The organism is Catenuloplanes niger, assembly GCF_031458255.1.
In the GTDB taxonomy this organism is placed as follows: Bacteria; Actinomycetota; Actinomycetes; order Mycobacteriales; family Micromonosporaceae; genus Catenuloplanes; species Catenuloplanes niger.
Window position 1 is genome coordinate 2,445,609 of sequence record NZ_JAVDYC010000001.1, and the last position, 16,542, is coordinate 2,462,150.

The 16,542-nt window shown below is 71.9% G+C and carries 13 protein-coding genes; 3 read left to right on the forward strand and 10 right to left on the reverse strand.

Going from position 1 to position 16,542, the window contains the following annotated elements; all coding sequences use genetic code 11:
• Positions 1-36 precede the first annotated feature (36 nt).
• The 3 genes from J2S44_RS10560 to J2S44_RS10570 all read left to right on the forward strand — a co-directional run bounded on the left by J2S44_RS10560 (position 37) and on the right by J2S44_RS10570 (position 5,341).
• Complete coding sequence (locus tag J2S44_RS10560) at positions 37-2,355, forward strand: putative bifunctional diguanylate cyclase/phosphodiesterase (protein WP_310411366.1); 2,319 nt, start codon at positions 37-39, stop codon at positions 2,353-2,355.
• Positions 2,356-2,397: 42 nt separating this feature from the next.
• The gene (locus tag J2S44_RS10565) at positions 2,398-4,140 is read left to right on the forward strand and encodes a bifunctional metallophosphatase/5'-nucleotidase (RefSeq protein WP_374727829.1); all 1,743 of its coding nucleotides are present in this window, start codon (positions 2,398-2,400) and stop codon (positions 4,138-4,140) included.
• 115 nt (positions 4,141-4,255) lie between these two features.
• Positions 4,256-5,341 carry an acyltransferase family protein gene (locus J2S44_RS10570; protein WP_310411368.1) on the forward strand — a complete coding sequence of 362 codons (1,086 nt, stop codon included), beginning with the start codon at positions 4,256-4,258 and terminating at the stop codon, positions 5,339-5,341.
• Between the two features lie 45 nt (positions 5,342-5,386).
• Here J2S44_RS10570 and J2S44_RS10575 read toward each other — a convergent pair whose 3' ends face one another.
• The 10 genes from J2S44_RS10575 to J2S44_RS10620 form a co-directional block, all read right to left on the reverse strand.
• The gene (locus J2S44_RS10575) at positions 5,387-7,480 is read right to left on the reverse strand and encodes a sigma-70 family RNA polymerase sigma factor (protein ID WP_310411371.1); all 2,094 of its coding nucleotides are present in this window, start codon (positions 7,478-7,480) and stop codon (positions 5,387-5,389) included.
• Positions 7,481-7,676: 196 nt separating this feature from the next.
• Complete coding sequence (locus J2S44_RS10580) at positions 7,677-9,512, reverse strand: carbohydrate-binding module family 20 domain-containing protein (RefSeq protein ID WP_310411373.1); 1,836 nt, start codon at positions 9,510-9,512, stop codon at positions 7,677-7,679.
• A 154-nt stretch (positions 9,513-9,666) separates the two neighbouring features.
• Positions 9,667-11,307 (reverse strand): phosphoenolpyruvate--protein phosphotransferase, encoded by a 1,641-nt coding sequence (gene ptsP, locus J2S44_RS10585; protein ID WP_310411376.1) that lies wholly within the window; start codon positions 11,305-11,307, stop codon positions 9,667-9,669.
• Complete coding sequence (locus tag J2S44_RS10590; protein WP_310411377.1) at positions 11,300-11,584, reverse strand: HPr family phosphocarrier protein; 285 nt, start codon at positions 11,582-11,584, stop codon at positions 11,300-11,302. The genes ptsP and J2S44_RS10590 overlap by 8 nt, the downstream gene beginning before the upstream one ends.
• Before the next feature lie 33 nt (positions 11,585-11,617).
• Positions 11,618-12,658, reverse strand: a complete 1,041-nt coding sequence (locus tag J2S44_RS10595; protein ID WP_310411380.1) for a zinc-dependent dehydrogenase — start codon at positions 12,656-12,658, stop codon at positions 11,618-11,620.
• On the reverse strand, positions 12,658-13,098 hold the full coding sequence (locus J2S44_RS10600) for a PTS mannitol transporter subunit IIA (RefSeq protein WP_310411383.1): 441 nt from the start codon (positions 13,096-13,098) through the stop codon (positions 12,658-12,660). Before J2S44_RS10600 ends, J2S44_RS10595 begins: the two co-directional genes overlap by 1 nt.
• Positions 13,091-13,399: a PTS lactose transporter subunit IIB gene (locus tag J2S44_RS10605; RefSeq protein WP_310411386.1), complete on the reverse strand. Its 309-nt coding sequence runs from the start codon at positions 13,397-13,399 to the stop codon at positions 13,091-13,093. The genes J2S44_RS10600 and J2S44_RS10605 overlap by 8 nt, the downstream gene beginning before the upstream one ends.
• A 93-nt stretch (positions 13,400-13,492) precedes the next feature.
• Positions 13,493-14,659: a mannitol-specific PTS transporter subunit IIC gene (gene mtlA / locus J2S44_RS10610; RefSeq protein ID WP_310411389.1), complete on the reverse strand. Its 1,167-nt coding sequence runs from the start codon at positions 14,657-14,659 to the stop codon at positions 13,493-13,495.
• 117 nt (positions 14,660-14,776) lie between these two features.
• Positions 14,777-15,721, reverse strand: a complete 945-nt coding sequence (gene pfkB, locus J2S44_RS10615) for a 1-phosphofructokinase (protein WP_310411392.1) — start codon at positions 15,719-15,721, stop codon at positions 14,777-14,779.
• Complete coding sequence (locus J2S44_RS10620) at positions 15,718-16,479, reverse strand: DeoR/GlpR family DNA-binding transcription regulator (protein ID WP_310411397.1); 762 nt, start codon at positions 16,477-16,479, stop codon at positions 15,718-15,720. Before J2S44_RS10620 ends, pfkB begins: the two co-directional genes overlap by 4 nt.
• Between the last annotated feature and the right edge of the window lie 63 nt (positions 16,480-16,542).

A 16,542-nucleotide genomic window follows, 5' to 3' on the forward strand; every position in this document is an offset into this window, starting at 1 on the left:
GAATCCAACGACCGGGCTGCGACAGGAGGAGGCCGCGTGCGCCAGGCCCCCGCCGTCACACCGTGGCGCGACCCCGTGCTGCTGGGCATGGCCGGGCTCGTGCTGCTGGCGACGATCGGCTTCTACGCGCTCGCCGGGCACGTGGACGCGCAGGTGCAGGTCTTCTGGCTGGCCCAGGTGCCGCTGGACGCCGCGCTCGGCTACTACGCGTACCGGATGTTCCGGGTCACCGCCGCGCCGCGCCGCCGGTTCTGGGCCGTGCTCGCGTTCGCCGGATCGCTGTTCACGGTGGCGGACTCGATCCAGTCCACGTTCAGCGCGCTCGACCCGCACGCCCGCACGCTCAACGGCAGCCCGGTGCAGAGCGCGATGTTCGCGGTCGGCCTGGGCTGCGTGGTGATCGCGATGCTGATCCATCCGCAGAACACCCGCACCCACAAGGAACGGCTGGCGCTGTGGCTGGACTCCGCGACCGTGCTGGTCGCCGGCGCGGTCCTGACCTGGTGCTTCGTGATCAATCCGGACGCGCCGGTGGACACCGCCATGATCGCGGTGATCGTGGCCGCCAGCGTCGTGATGGTCTCCGCGTTCGCGGCCGTGAAGCTGATCCTCAGCGGCGGCCGGCCGATGAGCAAGCTGGCCGCGTGGCCGATGGCGTTCGCGGGCGTCTGCCAGGCGCTCGGCATCATGATCACGCCGGAGACGCTGACCCCGGAGACCAACCCGGGCCTGCTGGTGCTGCGGCTGCTGCCGTCGCTGCTGATCGCGACCGGCCCGCGCATCCAGGAGCTGCAGACCCGGCACAACCCGGACGTGAACACGCCGCGCCGCCGCAAGCCCTACAGCCTGCTGCCGTACGGGATGGTCGGGCTGACGTTCGGCATCCTGGTCACGGTGCTGCCGGCCGGCGCGGACCACCAGCTCTGGGGCGCGGTCGCCGGCGTCGCGATGATCACCGTACTGGTGGCCGCGCGACAGCTGATCACGTTCCACGACAACGCGACGCTGATCAACCGGCTGGACACCACGCTGGGCGAGCTGCGCCGGCACGAGTCCCGGCTGCGCGAGGCCGCGTCCGTGGACGGCCTGACCCAGCTGGCGAACCGCACCTACTTCGGCGACCAGGTGACCGAGACGCTGCGGACCACGGCCGACCCGGGCAGCGTGGCGCTGCTGCTGATCGACCTGGACGACTTCAAGACGATCAACGACACGCTCGGCCACCCGGCCGGCGACGCGCTGCTGGTCAGCGTGGCGGACCGGCTGCGCGCCGCGGTACGCGAGCGGGACCTGGTGGCGCGGCTCGGCGGCGACGAGTTCGCGGTGCTGCTGCGGGACGCCGGGCCGGACGACGCGGGGCAGACCGCGCAGCGCATCCTCACGCTGCTCGGCCGCCCGGTCCGGGTGCAGGACAACGACCTGATCGTGCGCGCCAGCATCGGCCTGGCCACCGCGGACGCCGAGGACGACCTGGACTCGCTGCTGCGCGACGCGGACATCGCGATGTACGCGGCGAAGGACCGTGGCAAGAGCAACTGGGTCGCGTACACCCGGGAGATGGGCGTGCGCATCCGGGACGGCGCGGAGCTGGCCAGCCAGCTGCGCGAGGCGATCGACGAGGGCCAGCTGCAGCTGGTCTACCAGCCGGTGGTGCGGCTGGGGACCGGTGAGATCGCCGGCTGCGAGGCGCTGGTCCGCTGGCGGCACCCGGTCCGCGGCCAGGTGCAGCCCAACGACTTCATCCCGATCGCGGAGTCGAGCGGGCTGATCGTGCCGCTCGGCCGGTTCGTGCTGCGCGAGTCGGTCCGGCAGGCCGCGCGCTGGCGGAAGCACGGCCTGCGGATGAACGTGAACGTGGCCGGCCGCCAGCTGCGCGAGCCCGGCTTCGTGAACGAGGTCGCGGCCGTGCTGGCCAGCTCGCAGTACCCGCCGGAGCTGCTCACCATCGAGGTGACCGAGACCGCGGTGCTCTCCGACGACGAGGCCATCGAGGCGCTGCACGGGCTGCGCGCGATCGGCGTGAAGCTGGCGCTGGACGACTTCGGCACCGCCGCGTCCTCGCTCGGACTGCTGCTCACCTGCCCGATGACCACGCTCAAGCTGGACCGGTCGTTCGTCGAGGGCGTCACCACGGTCACCCGGCAGGCCGCGGTCGCCACCGCGGTCGCGCAGATGGCGAACGCGCTGGACCTGAACGCGGTCGCGGAGGGCATCGAGAAGCCGGACCAGGCGCGGCTGCTGCGCGGCCTCGGCTACGAGTTCGGGCAGGGGTTCCTGTTCTCCCGCCCGCTCACACCGGCCGACTTCGAGGAGTTGCTGCTCAACGGCGTACCCGGTGAATTGATCTTTTCCTGAGGTTCTTGCCATCGACGTGCGTACGCGGCAAGACTCGGCGGCATGAGCTCACTTTCCCGGCGGAACCTCATGAAGGTGACGGCGGCGGCCGCCGTCGTGCCCGGCGCCGCGCACACGCACGGCCGGACCACGTACGACCTGACCGTGCTCGGCACGTCCGACATGCACGGCAACGTCTACAACTGGGACTACTTCAAGGACGCGGAGTACGACGACGCCGCGCACAACGACGTCGGCGTGGCGAAGCTGGCCGCGCTGGTCAACAAGATCCGCGGCGAGCGGCGCGGCAAGGCCACGCTGGTGCTGGACGCGGGCGACACGATCCAGGGCACGCCGCTGGCCTACTACTACGCGGTCCAGGAGCCGATCACCACCACCGGGCGGCCGCACCCGATGGCGACCGCGATGAACGTGCTGCGGTACGACGCCGTGACGCTCGGCAACCACGAGTTCAACTACGGCCTGCCGCTGCTGGCCACCTGGATCAAGCAGCTCGGCTTCCCGGCGCTGGCCGCGAACGCGCTGAACGCGAAGACCGGAAAACCCGCGTTCGCACCGTACGTGATCAAGCGGGTCTCGCTCGGCCCCGGCGCGCCCGTGCTGCGCGTCGGCATCCTGGGCCTGACCAACCCCGGCACCGCGATCTGGGACCGCGGCCACGTCGAGGGCAAGCTGGTCTTCGAGGACCTGGTCGAGAGCGCGAAGCGGTGGGTACCGGAGATGAAGCGCAGGGGCGCGGATCTGGTCATCGTCTCCGCGCACTCCGGTGACAGCGGCACCTCGTCGTACGGCCCGGAGCTGCCGGTCGAGAACGCGGCCGGCCTGGTCGCCACGAAGGTGCCGGACATCGACGCGGTGCTGTTCGGTCACGCGCACGTGGAGGTCGCCCAGCGGTTCTACACCAACGAGGTCACCGGCCGGCAGGTGCTCACCTCGGAGCCGTCCAAGTGGGGACAGCGGCTGACCCGGATGGACTTCACGCTGACCCGCGACCGCGGCCGGTGGCGGGTCGGTACCGCGGCGTCGGTCACGCTGAACACGAACACGGTCGAGGCCGACCCGGTCGTGCTCGCGGCCGTCCGCGAGCAGCACCGGACCACGGTCGCGTACGTCAACCAGGTGGTGGCCACGTCCACCGAGGAGCTGTCCGCGGCGGAGTCCCGCTACCGGGACACGCCGATCATCGACTTCATCAACCACGTGCAGACCGAGACGGTCACGGCCGCGCTCGGCACCGCGCTGCCGGTGCTGTCGATCGCGGCGCCGTTCAGCCGGACCGCGGTGTTCCCGGCCGGGGACGTCAAGATCAGGGACGTGGCCGGGCTGTACGTCTTCGACAACACGCTGGAGGCGGTCGAGCTGACCGGCGCGGAGGTGCGGGCCTACCTGGAGTACTCCGCGAAGTACTTCGTCACGCTCGCGCCCGGCGCACCGGTGGACCCGGCGACGATCAGCGACCCGGCCGTGCCGGACTACAACTACGACATCCTCTCCGGCGTCGACTACGACATCGACGTCGCGAAGCCGGTCGGCTCGCGGATCACCCGCCTGGAACGCAACGGCGCGCCGGTCGCGGACACCGACCGGTTCGTGGTGGCGGTGAACAACTACCGGCGCTCCGGCGGCGGCAACTTCCCCGGCATCACCCGCACACAGGTCTACAACGAGCAGAAGGAGATCCGCCAGCTGCTCATCGACTGGGCCCAGGCGAAGGGCACGATCGACCCGGCGGACTTCTTCACGCCGAACTGGCGGCTGGTCCGCGCGGGCGTGCCGGTCTTCTGACACCCGGGGCCGTCCGTTCCCCCGGCCAGGGGAACGGACGGTATCCAACGAATTACCCGTCCTTTCCCGACATCTCGCTGAAAAGTTACCGTGGCGCGGCCGTCGACCCCCGAGCGTGAAGGACGCCATGGCCCGCGAGCGCTACTTCGACCTGCTGCGAGCGATCGCGATCGTCCGCGTCGTCACGTACCACATGTTCCCGCTCACCGCGCTGGAGCTGCTCTTCCCGGCGATGGGCGTGATGTTCGCGCTTGGCGGCTCGCTGATGGCCCGCTCGCTGAGCCGGCCGGCGCCGGGGGTGATCTACCAGCGGTTGTGGCGGCTGCTGCCCGCGCTCTGGGTACTCGGCGCGATCGCGGTCCCGGCCATGCTGTTGCACGGCTGGGCCGATCCGCCGTGGGCGGCCCTGCTGCTCTGGGTGCTGCCGATCGCGGACCCGCCGTCGAACGAGTTCGGCGCGGAGGCGGCCGGCCCGCTCTGGTACCTGGTGACGTACCTCTGGCTGGTCGTGCTCTCCCCCGCGCTGCTGTGGGCCTATCGCCGGGCCCGGCTCGTCACCGTGCTCGCCCCGGCGGCGCTGCTCGCGGTGCTGCTGGGCACGCCGACGCCGCTGCCGGAACTACCGGCGCGCGTGCTGGCCGGCGTGCTCGCGTTCGCGACCTGCTGGGTGCTCGGCTTCGCGCACCGCGACGGCGACCTGCGGCGGGTGCCCGGGCCGGCCGTGATCGCGCTCGCGTCGGCCTGCGTGGCCGGCGCGCTCGCCTGGTGGTGGGCGTTCCCGGGCGACGGGGGCGGTGGCATCAGCGATCTGCCGCTCGTCTACGCGGTCTTCTCGGCCGGGTTCACGCTGGCGCTGCTGCGTTGGACGCCGCCGACCGGCTGGCTGGCCCGCACGCCGTTGCTGGACGGGCTGGTCACGGTGATCAACGCGCGGGCCGTGACGATCTACCTGTGGCACAACGTGGCGATCACGGCGGCGCTGGCCGCGAACGAGGTGCTGGAACTGTGGGACTACGGCACGGTCGTCGAGGAGGCCGGCACGTTCGCGATCGCGCTGGTGCTGCTGGCCGGCGTGGTGCTCGCGCTGGGCTGGGTCGAGGACGTCGCCGCGCGCCGCCCGCCCCGCGCGCTGCCCTGGCCGGCACCGGCGAAGCGGGTCGAGGAGCAGCCCGCCCGGGATCTCACCCCGATGCGGCGCTGAGCGCCGGCCCACGGCGGTGGGCCGTCGCTCAGCGCGAACGATCGGTCAGCCGGCCTCGGCGTAGGCGCGTCCGCCGTCCGTGAGCGACTTCGTGTTCGGGTCGTAGAGGCCGTTGCCGAAGTCGGCCTCGACCGGCAGCGAGAACCAGGCGTACCTCTCGACGTACGGCAGGCTCTCCATCATCGCGGTGGATCCGTCGATGAACGCGGCCTGCTGCGCGCCGCTCGGGAACTTCGGCGAGCCGGAGAAGTTGATCAGGCCGTACTCGGTGACCCAGATCGGCAGCTTGTACCGGTTGTAGACCGCCTTGATGTAGCCCTCCAGGTGACCGACCGCGGCCGGGCTGAAGTCCGATCCGTACCAGTGCAGCGCGATGAAGTCGACCTTGTAGCCCTTCGCCTTCGCACCGGCCATGAAGCGGTCCAGCCACCCACCGGCGGTGTCGCCGCCGTAGGCCACGGCCGGGCTGCCCAGCCGCATGCCGGTGGCCTGCAGCTGCGGCCACAGCTCCAGCGCCTGCTCCACCGTCATGTTCGCCTGCTCGCCGAGGTCCGGCTCGTTGAAGCCGAGCAGCGTCCGGCCGTTCGCCCTGGCCTGCGCGAGCGTGCCCGAGTTGACGGAGTCCCGGCCCCAGATCATCGGTACGAACTCGACGCCGGACGGCGCCTTCACCTGGTCCGGCCCGGATCCCCAGGTGTAGTACCAGGACGCGCCGACCGCGGTCATCCCCGGCCCGACGCCGGGCACCTGCCAGGTGCTGACGCCCTTCTTCGACGACGCCTCCACCACCGCGGGCGCGGCCGGCTTCGGCGCGGCCGAGGTCGCGGCCGGTGTCGGGCTCGCGCTGGGCGACGGTGACGGACTCGGTGACGCGGACGGCGAGGGGGACGGACTCGCGCTCTCCGACGCGACCGGCAGCACCGCGGCGGGCGGCGGTTCCTGCGCGGCCGGCACCGGGTCCTCGCCGCCGGTGAGCGCGAACACGCCGCCTGCGGTGATCACCGCGGCGGTCGCGATCGCCGCGGCGATCGGCTTCAGACCCAGCAGACCACCGAAAGCGGCCTTCGCGGGTACGGCCTGCGCGCCGGTCTGCCCGGCGGCGGCGAACTCGGGGCGGGCCAGCACGTGGGTGGCGGTGCCGCCCGGATCGACGCCGACCGCGTCGAGGTGCGCGGTCGGCTCGCCGGATGGCGGCGCGTCGTAGTGGTGCCGCACGGTGTCGTACCCCGGCGCGGAGTCGTAACCGTGCGGGGTGTCGTAGGCCTGGGCGGAGTCGTAGCCCTGCGGGGTGTCGTAGCCCTGGGCGGTGTCGTAACCGTGCGCCGCGTCGTAACCGTGCGCGGCCTCGTGCGCCGCGGCCGCGCTGTGCAGCGCCGGCTCCAGCAGGTAGCCGGGGATCGGCACCAGCGCGAGCCCGGCCAGCAGCTTCTCCGCGTCGACCATCTCGTGCCAGGCGCGGGCGCACTGCTCGCACTCGCGCGTGTGCCGGGCGAACCGCTTGCGCCACACCGGCTCCGGGCGGCCGTCCCAGCCGATCGCCAGCAGCGTCAGGTCCGGGCAGGCCGGGTGCGCCCGGAACGCGCGGACCACCACGCGCGCCGCCTCCAGCTGCGCCTTCATCCGCTGCACGCGAACCGCGGTGTGCTGCTTGGTGAGCCCGAGCGCGGCCGAGACCTCGTCGCGGTCCAGCTCACCGGCGGCCTCCAGCCACCAGAGCGAGAGCAGCTCGCGGTCGTCCGGGTCGAGCCAGCGGGTGGCCTGCGCGACCTCCTGCCGCTGGCCGGAGAGGCCGAGCCGGACGATGGTCAGGTCGACGAAGTCGGCGCCCGGATCGGCCACGTCGTCCGGCGTGGCGTCCGCCGGGTAGCCGCGGGTGAGGTCGCGGTGCCGGTCGCGGACCAGCCGCATCGCGATCGCCACCACCCAGGACCGGAACGCGGCCGGGTCGCGCAGCTCCGGCAGGTTGTGCACGACGCGCAGCATCGTCTCCTGCACCACGTCGTCGACGTCGGCGTGCCCCTGCAGCGCCCGGCCGACGATGTTGTAGACGAGCGGCAGGTAGGCCGCGACGACACGGTCGAGCGCCGCCGCGTTTCCCGCCCGGGCCGCGTGCACGGTCGCCGGGTCGACGCCGCCCACGGGGCCCCTACCGTCTGGAGTCCACATCCCGCACCCTCTCCTCGGTTGGCCATCCTGACGCAACCCGACGGGTCTGACCAGGGCCGCGCAGACAGGAGACGGGTCACCCGGGCACCGATAACAGGAAACTGCCCGAGATTTTCCCGCGAAGGCCGCCCCCGAGCCCAGGGGCGGCCTCCGACCTGCGGGTTTTCCCTTACTTCCAGGACTCGCTGCGGATGGTCGCGCCACCCGCGCCGGTGGTGAACGTCCGGTTGCCGCCGGACTCCCACGTGACGGTCCCGTTCGCGTCCTTCTTGAGGTACTTGTACTCGATCGCGGTGTTCGGCGGCAGCGTCACGGTGCCGGACCAGACCGGGTAGCCGGCCGAGGACAGCGGCACCGCCGAGGCCGGGTTCCACCCGCCGAGCGCGGGCACGTTGCCGGCCACGAACACGTTCGTGCCCCAGGTGGTGGTCACGGTCGCGTTGAACGTCACCGCGACGTTCCCGGTCGGGTTCGGCGTCGGCGTGCCGGTGCCACCGCCGGACCGCGAGCCGGCGTGGATGGCGAACGCCCCGTTCGCCGGGATGGTCACGGTCGCGCTGCCGCCGGAGACGGTCACCGACGAGCCGGTGCAGCCACTGCCCGTCGCCCCGCCGGTGATCACGTCGCAGTAGACGCCGTCCGGCAGCCCGGTGCGGTAGGTCGCGGTCGACGCGCCGCCGGACGCGTTCAGCCCGAACCAGCCGAGCGCGCCGCGCCGGAACCCGATCACGTTGCTCGCGGTCGCGGTGAAGTCGGAGACCGTGGTGGCGGCCGCGGTCGCGTTGCGCCAGCCGACCATGCCCTTCACTCCGGTGGACCGGTGCAGGCACTGCCACTGACCGGTGCCGCAGTTCGCGTCCGTGACGAAGCCGTTTCCGTCCGCGGGCGGCGACGCGCCGGTGTTCGACGTGCTGAACGCGAACCCGTCGTAGACGAACGGCTGGCCGTACGGGTACGCCAGCAGGAAGTAGTTCGCCAGCGTGTACCGCGCGCCGTCCTGGTAGCGCAGCGTCGTACCGTCCCGCTCCAGGTCGTGGTTGGTGATCATCGCGGCGGTTTGGTCGCTCGTCGCGTCCAGGCTCCACGACGGGATGCCGGCCAGGTTGCTCAGCGTGCCGTTGACGAACTGGGTGCGCAGCCCCTGCGCGTAGGAGAAGCCGAGCACGTCGCCGTTCGAGGTGAACGCGGCCGGTTGCAGCTCCGGGTTGGTCGAGCCGGTGAAGATCTCCTGCGCGATGTACGGCGCCCGCCCCTCCGCCGTGGTCGGGTTCAGCAGCCCGCGGATCGCGGTGAAGTCGGCGCGCGCGACGTGCTTGGCCGCGTCCACCCGGAAGCCGTCCACGCCCAGCCCGATCAGGTCGTTCAGGTAGGCGGCGATCTTCGACCGTACCGTCGTGCTCTGGGTCTTCAGGTCCGAGAGCGACAGCAGCATGCAGTTCTGCACCTCGGCGACGTTGTTCCAGTCGTCGATCACCGCGTCCGCGTCCGCGCAGTAGCCGTCGTTCGCGTGGTGGAAGTCGTCGTAGCCGTACGGCACCGCCGGGTACGAGTAGCCGGACGGGTTGACCGTGGATCCGCCGTACGTGGTGGTCAGCGTGTTGTTCGCGCCGGCCGTGTGGTTGATGACCGCGTCCACGTAGACGCGCACGCCCGCGGTGTGGCAGGCGGTGACCATGGCGGCGAACTCCGCGCGGGTGCCGAGCCGGCTGGTCAGCTTGTACGAGACCGGCTGGTACACCTCCCACCACGGGTGTGCGCCGCTGTCGCTGGTGGCCAGGCTGATCGACTCGGCCGGCGGCGCGACCTGGACCGCGCCGTAGCCGGCCGGGCCGAGGTGGTCGCGGCAGGCGGCGCCGATCGAGCGCCAGTTCCACTCCCAGAGGTTCGCGGTGACGTCGCCGGTGTTCAGGGGGACGGCGGCGGCGCGGGCGTCGACCGTCACCCCGGCGAGGCCGGCCGCGGCCACCGCGACCGGTACGAGTGCTCGTGCGATGAGTTTCTTCATGTCAGGACTTCCTGTCCACGAGACCGTTGAAACTTCTTGCAGCACCTTGCAAGGGGTTTCAGCAAGGTATCAAGCTGTTACCGGCTCGTAAAGATGTCCATCCATACGAAAGGCCCCGCCGTGGGGACGGCGGGGCCTTTCTGGGGGGGTGGTGCTAGGAGACGAGCTTTCGGGCCTGAGCCGGGTCCTCCGCGTCGAGCACGGCGGCGGCCAGCCGCTCACACTCGGCCAGCGTGTGCGCGGCCAGCGACGCGCGGACCGCGGGCAGCGCACGGGCGGACATGCTCAGGCTGGTGATCCCGAGACCGGCCAGCACCGGCGCGAGCGCCGGGTCGGACGCGGCCTCACCGCAGACGCCGACGGACTTGCCGGTCGCCTTGCCCGCGGCGCCACAGGCCGCGATGAGCTGCAGCAGCGCGGGCTGCCACGGGTCGAGCAGCTCGGCGAGCGTGCCGACCTGCCGGTCCGCGGCGAACGTGTACTGGCTCAGGTCGTTGGTGCCGATGCTGAGGAAGTCGACCACGCCGAGCAGCTTCTCGGCCCGCAGCGCCGCGGCCGGCACCTCGATCATCACGCCGGCCTTGGGCAGCCCGGCCGCGTGCACCGCGGCCGCGAACTCCGCGGCCTCGGCGACGGTGGAGACCATCGGGGCCATCACCCACACGTCCGCGTCCGTCTGGATCGCGGCCTGGGCGATCGCGGCCAGCTGCGTGGTGAGCACGTCCGGGCGCTGGCGGGCGATGCGCAGGCCGCGCACGCCGAGCGCCGGGTTCGGCTCGCCGTCCTGGTGCAGGAACGGCAGCGGCTTGTCCGCGCCCGCGTCCAGCGTGCGGATCACCACGCGGCGGCCCGCCATCGCGGCGAAGACCTCGCGGTACGCCGCGACCTGCTCGTCCAGGCCGGGCTCGCGGGTGCGGTCCAGGAACAGCAGCTCGGTGCGGAACAGCCCGACGCCCTCGGCATCGGCGGAGGCCGCGGCCGTGGCGTCCTTACCGCTGCCCACGTTCGCGAGCAGCGCGACCGCGTGGCCGTCGGAGGTCCGGCCCGGTCCCGACGAGTCCGCGATCGCCTTCGCGGCCTCGGACGCCTTCGCCCGGACGGCGTCGACCGCCTCGGCGGAGACCCCGGTCTCGACGACGCCGGTGGTGCCGTCCAGCGTGACCAGCGTGCCGTCCTCGACGTCCAGGATGCCCTTGCAGGACACCACGGCCGGGAGCCCCAGCGCGCGGGCCAGGATCGCGGTGTGGCTGGTCGGGCCGCCGTCCGCGGTGATCAGGCCGACGACCTGCTGCGGATCGAGATCCGCGGTGTCGGCCGGGGCCAGGTCGCGGGCGGCCAGCACGTACGGGTGGCCCGGCTGCGGCACGCCCGGCATCGGCCGGCCGAGGCAGACCGCGACCGCGCGGTTCCGCAGGTCGTCCAGGTCCGCGACGCGCTCGGCGAGGTAGCCGCCGGCCGCCTCGAACGCGGCCCGGTGGGTGGCGAACGCGGCGTCGATCGCGTGCACCGCGTCCGTACCGCCCTCGATGCCCTCCTGCACGGCCTCGCGCAGCATCGGGTCGTCCGCCATCATCGCCTCGGCGCGCAGCACCTCCGCGACCGTGGCGTCGGTGGCCCGGTCGGCCCGCCGGCCGAGGTCGGCGACGACCTCGGCCAGCGCGGCGAACGCCTTCTCCACCTCGGCCGCGGTGTCCGCGACCGGGGCCGGCTCGGGCAGCGCCGGTACGGCGGCGATCCGCAGCAGCGGACCGCCCGCCAGGCCCGCGCTGACCCCGATGCCGGTCAGCTCAGCCATTGGCCGGCTCCTCGGCGTCGAGGTCGCGGGCGAGCAGGTCGGCGAGGCTGTCCAGCGCCTCGTCGGCCCCGTCGCCCTCGGCCGCGAGGACCACCTCGGTGCCCTTCTTGGCACCGAGCGAGAGGACGGAGAGCATGCTGTTCGCCGGGACGGCGCGCTTCTCCCCCACCTGGATCGTCACCTTGACCGGCGCCGCGGCGGCGGCCTGGACGAAGAGCGCGGCCGGACGGGCGTGCAGGCCGCTCGCGGATCCGACGGTAACGGTGCGAGTAGGCATCGGTGCCTCCTGTATGTCTAAGAAGTCAGCTGGTCAGGGCTCGATCGTGACCTTGATGGCCTCGCCGCGGGCGACGATGCCGAACGCGTCGATCGCGCCGTCCAGCGGCAACCGGTGCGTGATCAGGTCGGCGACCGGGACCGCGCCGGTGGCGATCAGGCGCAGCGCCTCCGCGTTGTGCGCCGGGCTGGAGCCGTTCGCGCCGACGATGGTCAGCTCGCGGTAGTGCACCAGGTTGGAGTCGACCGTGACGGTGGGCTTGTCCTTCGGCAGACCGCCGAAGAAGCTGACCCGGCCCTGGCGGGCGACCATCTGCAGCGCCTGCTCCTGGGCGGCGCCGGAGGCGGCGGCCGTGATGATCACGTCGGCGCCGCGGCCGTCCGTGGCGTCCAGCACCGCCTGGACCACGTCGACCTCCTCGCCGGCGATCGCCAGGTCCGGCTTCACCAGGTCGGCGGCCATGTCCAGGCGGGCGCGGTTCAGGTCGACCAGGAAGACGCGGTTCGCGCCGCGCGCCTTGGCCAGGCGGACGTGCAGGCAGCCGATCGGGCCGGAGCCGACGACCACCACGTCGTCGCCCTCGCCCACCCGGGCCAGCTCCTGGCCGTTGAGCACGCAGGCCAGCGGCTCGGCCACGGACGCCTCGGCGAAGCTGACGCCCTCCGGGATGCGGTTGAGGCCGTTGACGGCCAGGACCTTCGCCGGTACGACCATGAACTGCGCGAAGCCACCCTCGTAGTGGTAGCCCATCGACTCCTGGTTCGGGCAGATCGTCATCCGGCCGCGCTTGCACTCGTCGCACTTCCCGCACGGGATGGCGGCGATGACCTGCACCCGGTCGCCCTCGGCCCAGCCCTCGACGCCGTCACCCAGCGCGACGATCTCACCGGCGATCTCGTGGCCCATCACCCGCGGCGGGTGGATGTGGTGGTGGCCGAACTTGGAGATCTTGACGTCGGTACCGCAGGTGGAACAGTTGCGCACCCGGATCTTGACCTCGCCCGGGCCGGCCTCCGGCTCCGGCATGTCCTCGAAGCGGACGTCACCGGGGGCGTGGAAACGCACGACCTTCATTACTGGTCCCCTCCAACCGGCTTCAGCAGCCGGAGTACATCGTCGATTTCGGTGGCCTCGCGGAGTGCGCGGGCCTGGTCCGGGTCGAGAAGGATCTCGGCCAGCGCGGAGAGCAGCTCGACGTGCCCGTCGCCCTTGGCCGCGATCGCCACGCAGACGGAGACGGGGTTGCCGTCCCAGTCCACGGCCTCCGGGAAGCGCAGCACGGCCAGCGCGTCCCGGTTCACCAGTTCCTTGCCGCCGAGCGTGCCGTGCGGGATCGCCACACCCTCGCCGACGTACGTGGAGACGGACTGCTCACGGGCCAGCATCGTGTCGATGTAACCGGCCTCGGCCGCGCCGATCGCGACCAGCGTCTCGCCGCACAGGCGGATCGCCGCGTCCCGGTCGGCCGCGACCGCGTCGAGCCGGATGGCCCGCTCCTCCAGCAGCTCAGACATTGATGTCCTCACCGGTCTGGATCGCCTTGACGACCTTGGTGACGGCCGGGTCGCCCAGGAAGACCTGGAACGGCACGACCGGCTTGCCGGGCGCGCTGGCCCGCGCGCGGGCGGCCAGACCGCTGTGGCAGACCACCAGGTCGGCGTCGGCGGGGATCGAGTTCACCGGGGTGTGCTCGACGGTCACGCCGTTCTTCACCAGCTGCTTGCGCAGCGTGCTGGCGAGCATGACGCTGCTGCCCATGCCCGCGTCGCAGGCGACGACGAGCTTCTTGATGTCACTGCCGTTGATGGTTGCCATCGGTCAAGCCTTCCGATCGAAGTTCGTGGGAGCCACCGGCCCGCTCCCCGCTTCAATGCTCCGTCGCGGGGAGCGGGCCGGTGGTGTGAGCTGTCAGGCAGTGCCGGGCTCGGCGTTGCGGGCCACGGCCGGGTTGCCCGCCTTGACCGAGTCGTCCGCGGTGTCGGCGCCCAGCGCCTCGGCCGAGGCGTCGTCGACCTCCTGGTCCTCCTTCAGCCGGCCGAAGCCGAGCAGCAGGGAGGCGACCGCGAAGGAGACGGCGGCGGCGATCAGGACACCGGCGATCATGCCGATCCAGTTACCGACACCGCGCGGGGTCATCGCGGCGTAGGCGAAGATGCTGCCCGGCGACGGCGAGGCGGTCAGACCGGCACCCGTGATCATGAAGGTGGTGACGCCGGCCGCGCCGCCCGCGATCATGGCCAGGATCAGCCGCGGCTTCATCAGCACGTACGGGAAGTAGATCTCGTGGATGCCGCCGAAGAAGTGGATGATCATCGCGGCCGGGGTGGACGGGCGCAGCAGCTTCGGGCCGAAGAAGAAGTAGGCCAGCAGCAGACCCAGACCCGGGCCGGGGTTCGACTCGATCATGTACATGATCGACTTGCCGTTCTCGGCGACCTGCTGGACGCCGAGCGGGGTGAACACGCCGTGGTTGATGGCGTTGTTCAGGAACAGCACCTTGGCCGGCTCGACCAGGACCGAGACGACGGGCAGCAGGCTGTGGTCGACCAGCCAGTCGACGCCGTTGCCGAGCAGGGTCATCACGCGCTCGACGACCGGGCCGACGGACACCTTCGCGAGCAGCGCGAACGCGCCGCCGACGATACCGGCCGAGAAGTTGTCGACCAGCATCTCGAAGCCGGGGCGGATCTTGCCCTCGATCGCCTTGTCGAACAGCTTGATGACGAACGCGGCCAGCGGGCCGATGATCATCGCGCCGAGGAACATCGGGATCTCGGCACCGACGATGACGCCCATGGTGGCGACCGCGCCGACGACCGCGCCACGCTGACCGTGGACGATCCGGCCACCTGTGTAACCGATCAGGATCGGCAGCAGGTACTTGATCATCGGGTCGACGAGCTGGGCGAGACCCTCGTTCGGGATCCAGCCGGTCGGGATGAACAGCGCGGTGATCAGACCCCACGCGATGAACGCGCCGATGTTGGGCATGACCATGCCGGCCAGGTGGCCGCCGATTCGCTGGACCCAGGCCCGGAAGCCTGAGCCCTGAACCTCAGGGGTGTATGTGCTCATTGGGAGGGGGACTCCGTTCTGGAGGGGCCGCGCGGTGCCGCGCGGGTTGATGCGATATGCGATTCCCCGTGATGAAGTTGTGTGTGGTGCGGCTGGGGCTGGGTGATGCCTTGGGGGTCAGCCCCGGGGGTGAAGCCGCCGGCCCAGGTCGGGCCGGGGGTCGAGGTGAACGGTCTCCCGTTCCATGTCGGCCGGGCCGGGCATGCGGCTGCCGGGCTGGCGGACCGCCGCCGCGCCCCAGGCCAGGCCCTCCGCCAGCGCGGCCTCGCCGGTCGCGCCCGCGGACAGGAACCCGGCCAGCAGCGCGTCACCGGCACCGACCGTGCTCCGCGGCGCGCTCACCGGCGACTTGCCGGTGGTCACGCCTGAGTCCTCGATCAGGACCGCGCCGTCCGCACCGAGGCTGGCCAGGACCGTACCAGCGCCGGCCTTACGCAGTGCATTGGCCGCTTCGACAACATCGCCGAGCGTGTGGAGCTCGGCGCCGGCGGCCTCGGCCAGTTCCTCACGGTTCGGCTTGACCAGCGCGGCACCGGCCGCGGCCGCGACGCCGAGCGCCGGGCCGCTGGTGTCCACCGCGAGCCGGGCACCGGCCGCCACGAGCCGGGCACAGAGCTCGCCGAAGGCCTCGACGGACGGGCCGGGCGGGAGGCTGCCGCAGAGCACCACCCAGTCCGCGGTGCGCGCGGCGTCCAGCACGGCGTCGATGACCGCGGCGAACTCCGCCGGCGCGAGGACCGGGCCGGTCTCGTTTATCTTCGTGACCGTGCCGTCCGGCTCGGCGATCGTGATGTTGGAGCGGGTGCGGCCGGCGATCGGCACCGCGACCATCGCGACGCCCTCCGCCTCCAGCATCCGCACCAGCTGCGCGCCCTCCTCGCCGCCGCACGGCACCACGGCCGTGGAGGCGACGCCGTTGGCCAGCAGCGCGCGGGAGACGTTGACGCCCTTGCCGCCCGGGTCGATGTGCGCGTTCGTCGCGCGCAGCACCTCGCCGCGGGTGAGCGTGTCGATCTCCACGGCCCGGTCCAGGCTCGGGTTCAGCGTGACCGTGAGGATCATGCCCGCACCACCCGGACGCCCGCGGCCTCGACCTCGTCGGCCAGGTCCGCGTCGAGCCCGTTGTCCGTGATCAGCAGGTCGAGGTCGGACATCGACCCGAACCGGGCCAGGTAGTCGTTGCCGACCTTGGTGTGGTCGGCGAGCAGCACCACCCGGCGGGACGCGTTGATCATCGCGCGCTTGACCGCGGCCTCGGCCGGGTCGGGTGTCGTCATTCCGCGCTCCGTGGAGAGCCCGTTTGTACCCATGAAGGCGACGTCCACGTACATCTCCTCGAGAGGACGTAGCGCCCAGTCGTCGACGGTCGCCAGGGTCTTGCCCCGGAGACGACCGCCGAGCAGCAGCACGCTGAGGTTGGACTTGAGGCCGATCGAAGCGGCGATGACCGGGGAGTTGACCACGACGGTCAGCTCCCGGTCGGACGGCAGCAGCTGAGCGAGTCGCGCCGTGGTGGTGCCGGCGTCGAGGATGATCGCCCCCTCGGCGGGCACCTCCGCGAGCGCCGCCTTCGCGATCCGCTCCTTCTCACTGATCAGGACGGAGTCGCGGGTGGCCAGCGCCGGCTCGAAACCGATCCGCTCGACCGGGATCGCCCCGCCGTGCACCCGGCGCAGCACGCCGGCCCGCTCCAGGACCGTGAGGTCGCGCCGGATCGTCTCAGCCGTTACGTTGAGCGCGTCGGCGAGCGCCATGACATCGACGCGCCCGTTGGCGCGTGCGAGCCGCAGGATCTCCTGCTGGCGCTCTTCGGGGTACATCTCGTTACCACCGCCCCGCTTCGTTTTGGCTTTGCTTTTGTTTACGCCCGACTGTGTGGGAAG

What these genes read in the sequence shown, in the direction of transcription:
- J2S44_RS10565 (WP_374727829.1), top strand. Translation starts at nt 2,398, where the DNA reads ATGAGCTCACTTTCCCGGCGGAACCTCATGAAGGTGACGGCGGCGGCC.
- J2S44_RS10580 (WP_310411373.1), bottom strand. Translation starts at nt 9,512, where the DNA reads ATGAAGAAACTCATCGCACGAGCACTCGTACCGGTCGCGGTGGCCGCG.
- ptsP (WP_310411376.1), bottom strand. Translation starts at nt 11,307, where the DNA reads ATGGCTGAGCTGACCGGCATCGGGGTCAGCGCGGGCCTGGCGGGCGGT.
- J2S44_RS10590 (WP_310411377.1), bottom strand. Translation starts at nt 11,584, where the DNA reads ATGCCTACTCGCACCGTTACCGTCGGATCCGCGAGCGGCCTGCACGCC.
- J2S44_RS10595 (WP_310411380.1), bottom strand. Translation starts at nt 12,658, where the DNA reads ATGAAGGTCGTGCGTTTCCACGCCCCCGGTGACGTCCGCTTCGAGGAC.
- J2S44_RS10600 (WP_310411383.1), bottom strand. Translation starts at nt 13,098, where the DNA reads ATGTCTGAGCTGCTGGAGGAGCGGGCCATCCGGCTCGACGCGGTCGCG.
- J2S44_RS10605 (WP_310411386.1), bottom strand. Translation starts at nt 13,399, where the DNA reads ATGGCAACCATCAACGGCAGTGACATCAAGAAGCTCGTCGTCGCCTGC.
- mtlA (WP_310411389.1), bottom strand. Translation starts at nt 14,659, where the DNA reads ATGAGCACATACACCCCTGAGGTTCAGGGCTCAGGCTTCCGGGCCTGG.
- pfkB (WP_310411392.1), bottom strand. Translation starts at nt 15,721, where the DNA reads ATGATCCTCACGGTCACGCTGAACCCGAGCCTGGACCGGGCCGTGGAG.
- J2S44_RS10620 (WP_310411397.1), bottom strand. Translation starts at nt 16,479, where the DNA reads ATGTACCCCGAAGAGCGCCAGCAGGAGATCCTGCGGCTCGCACGCGCC.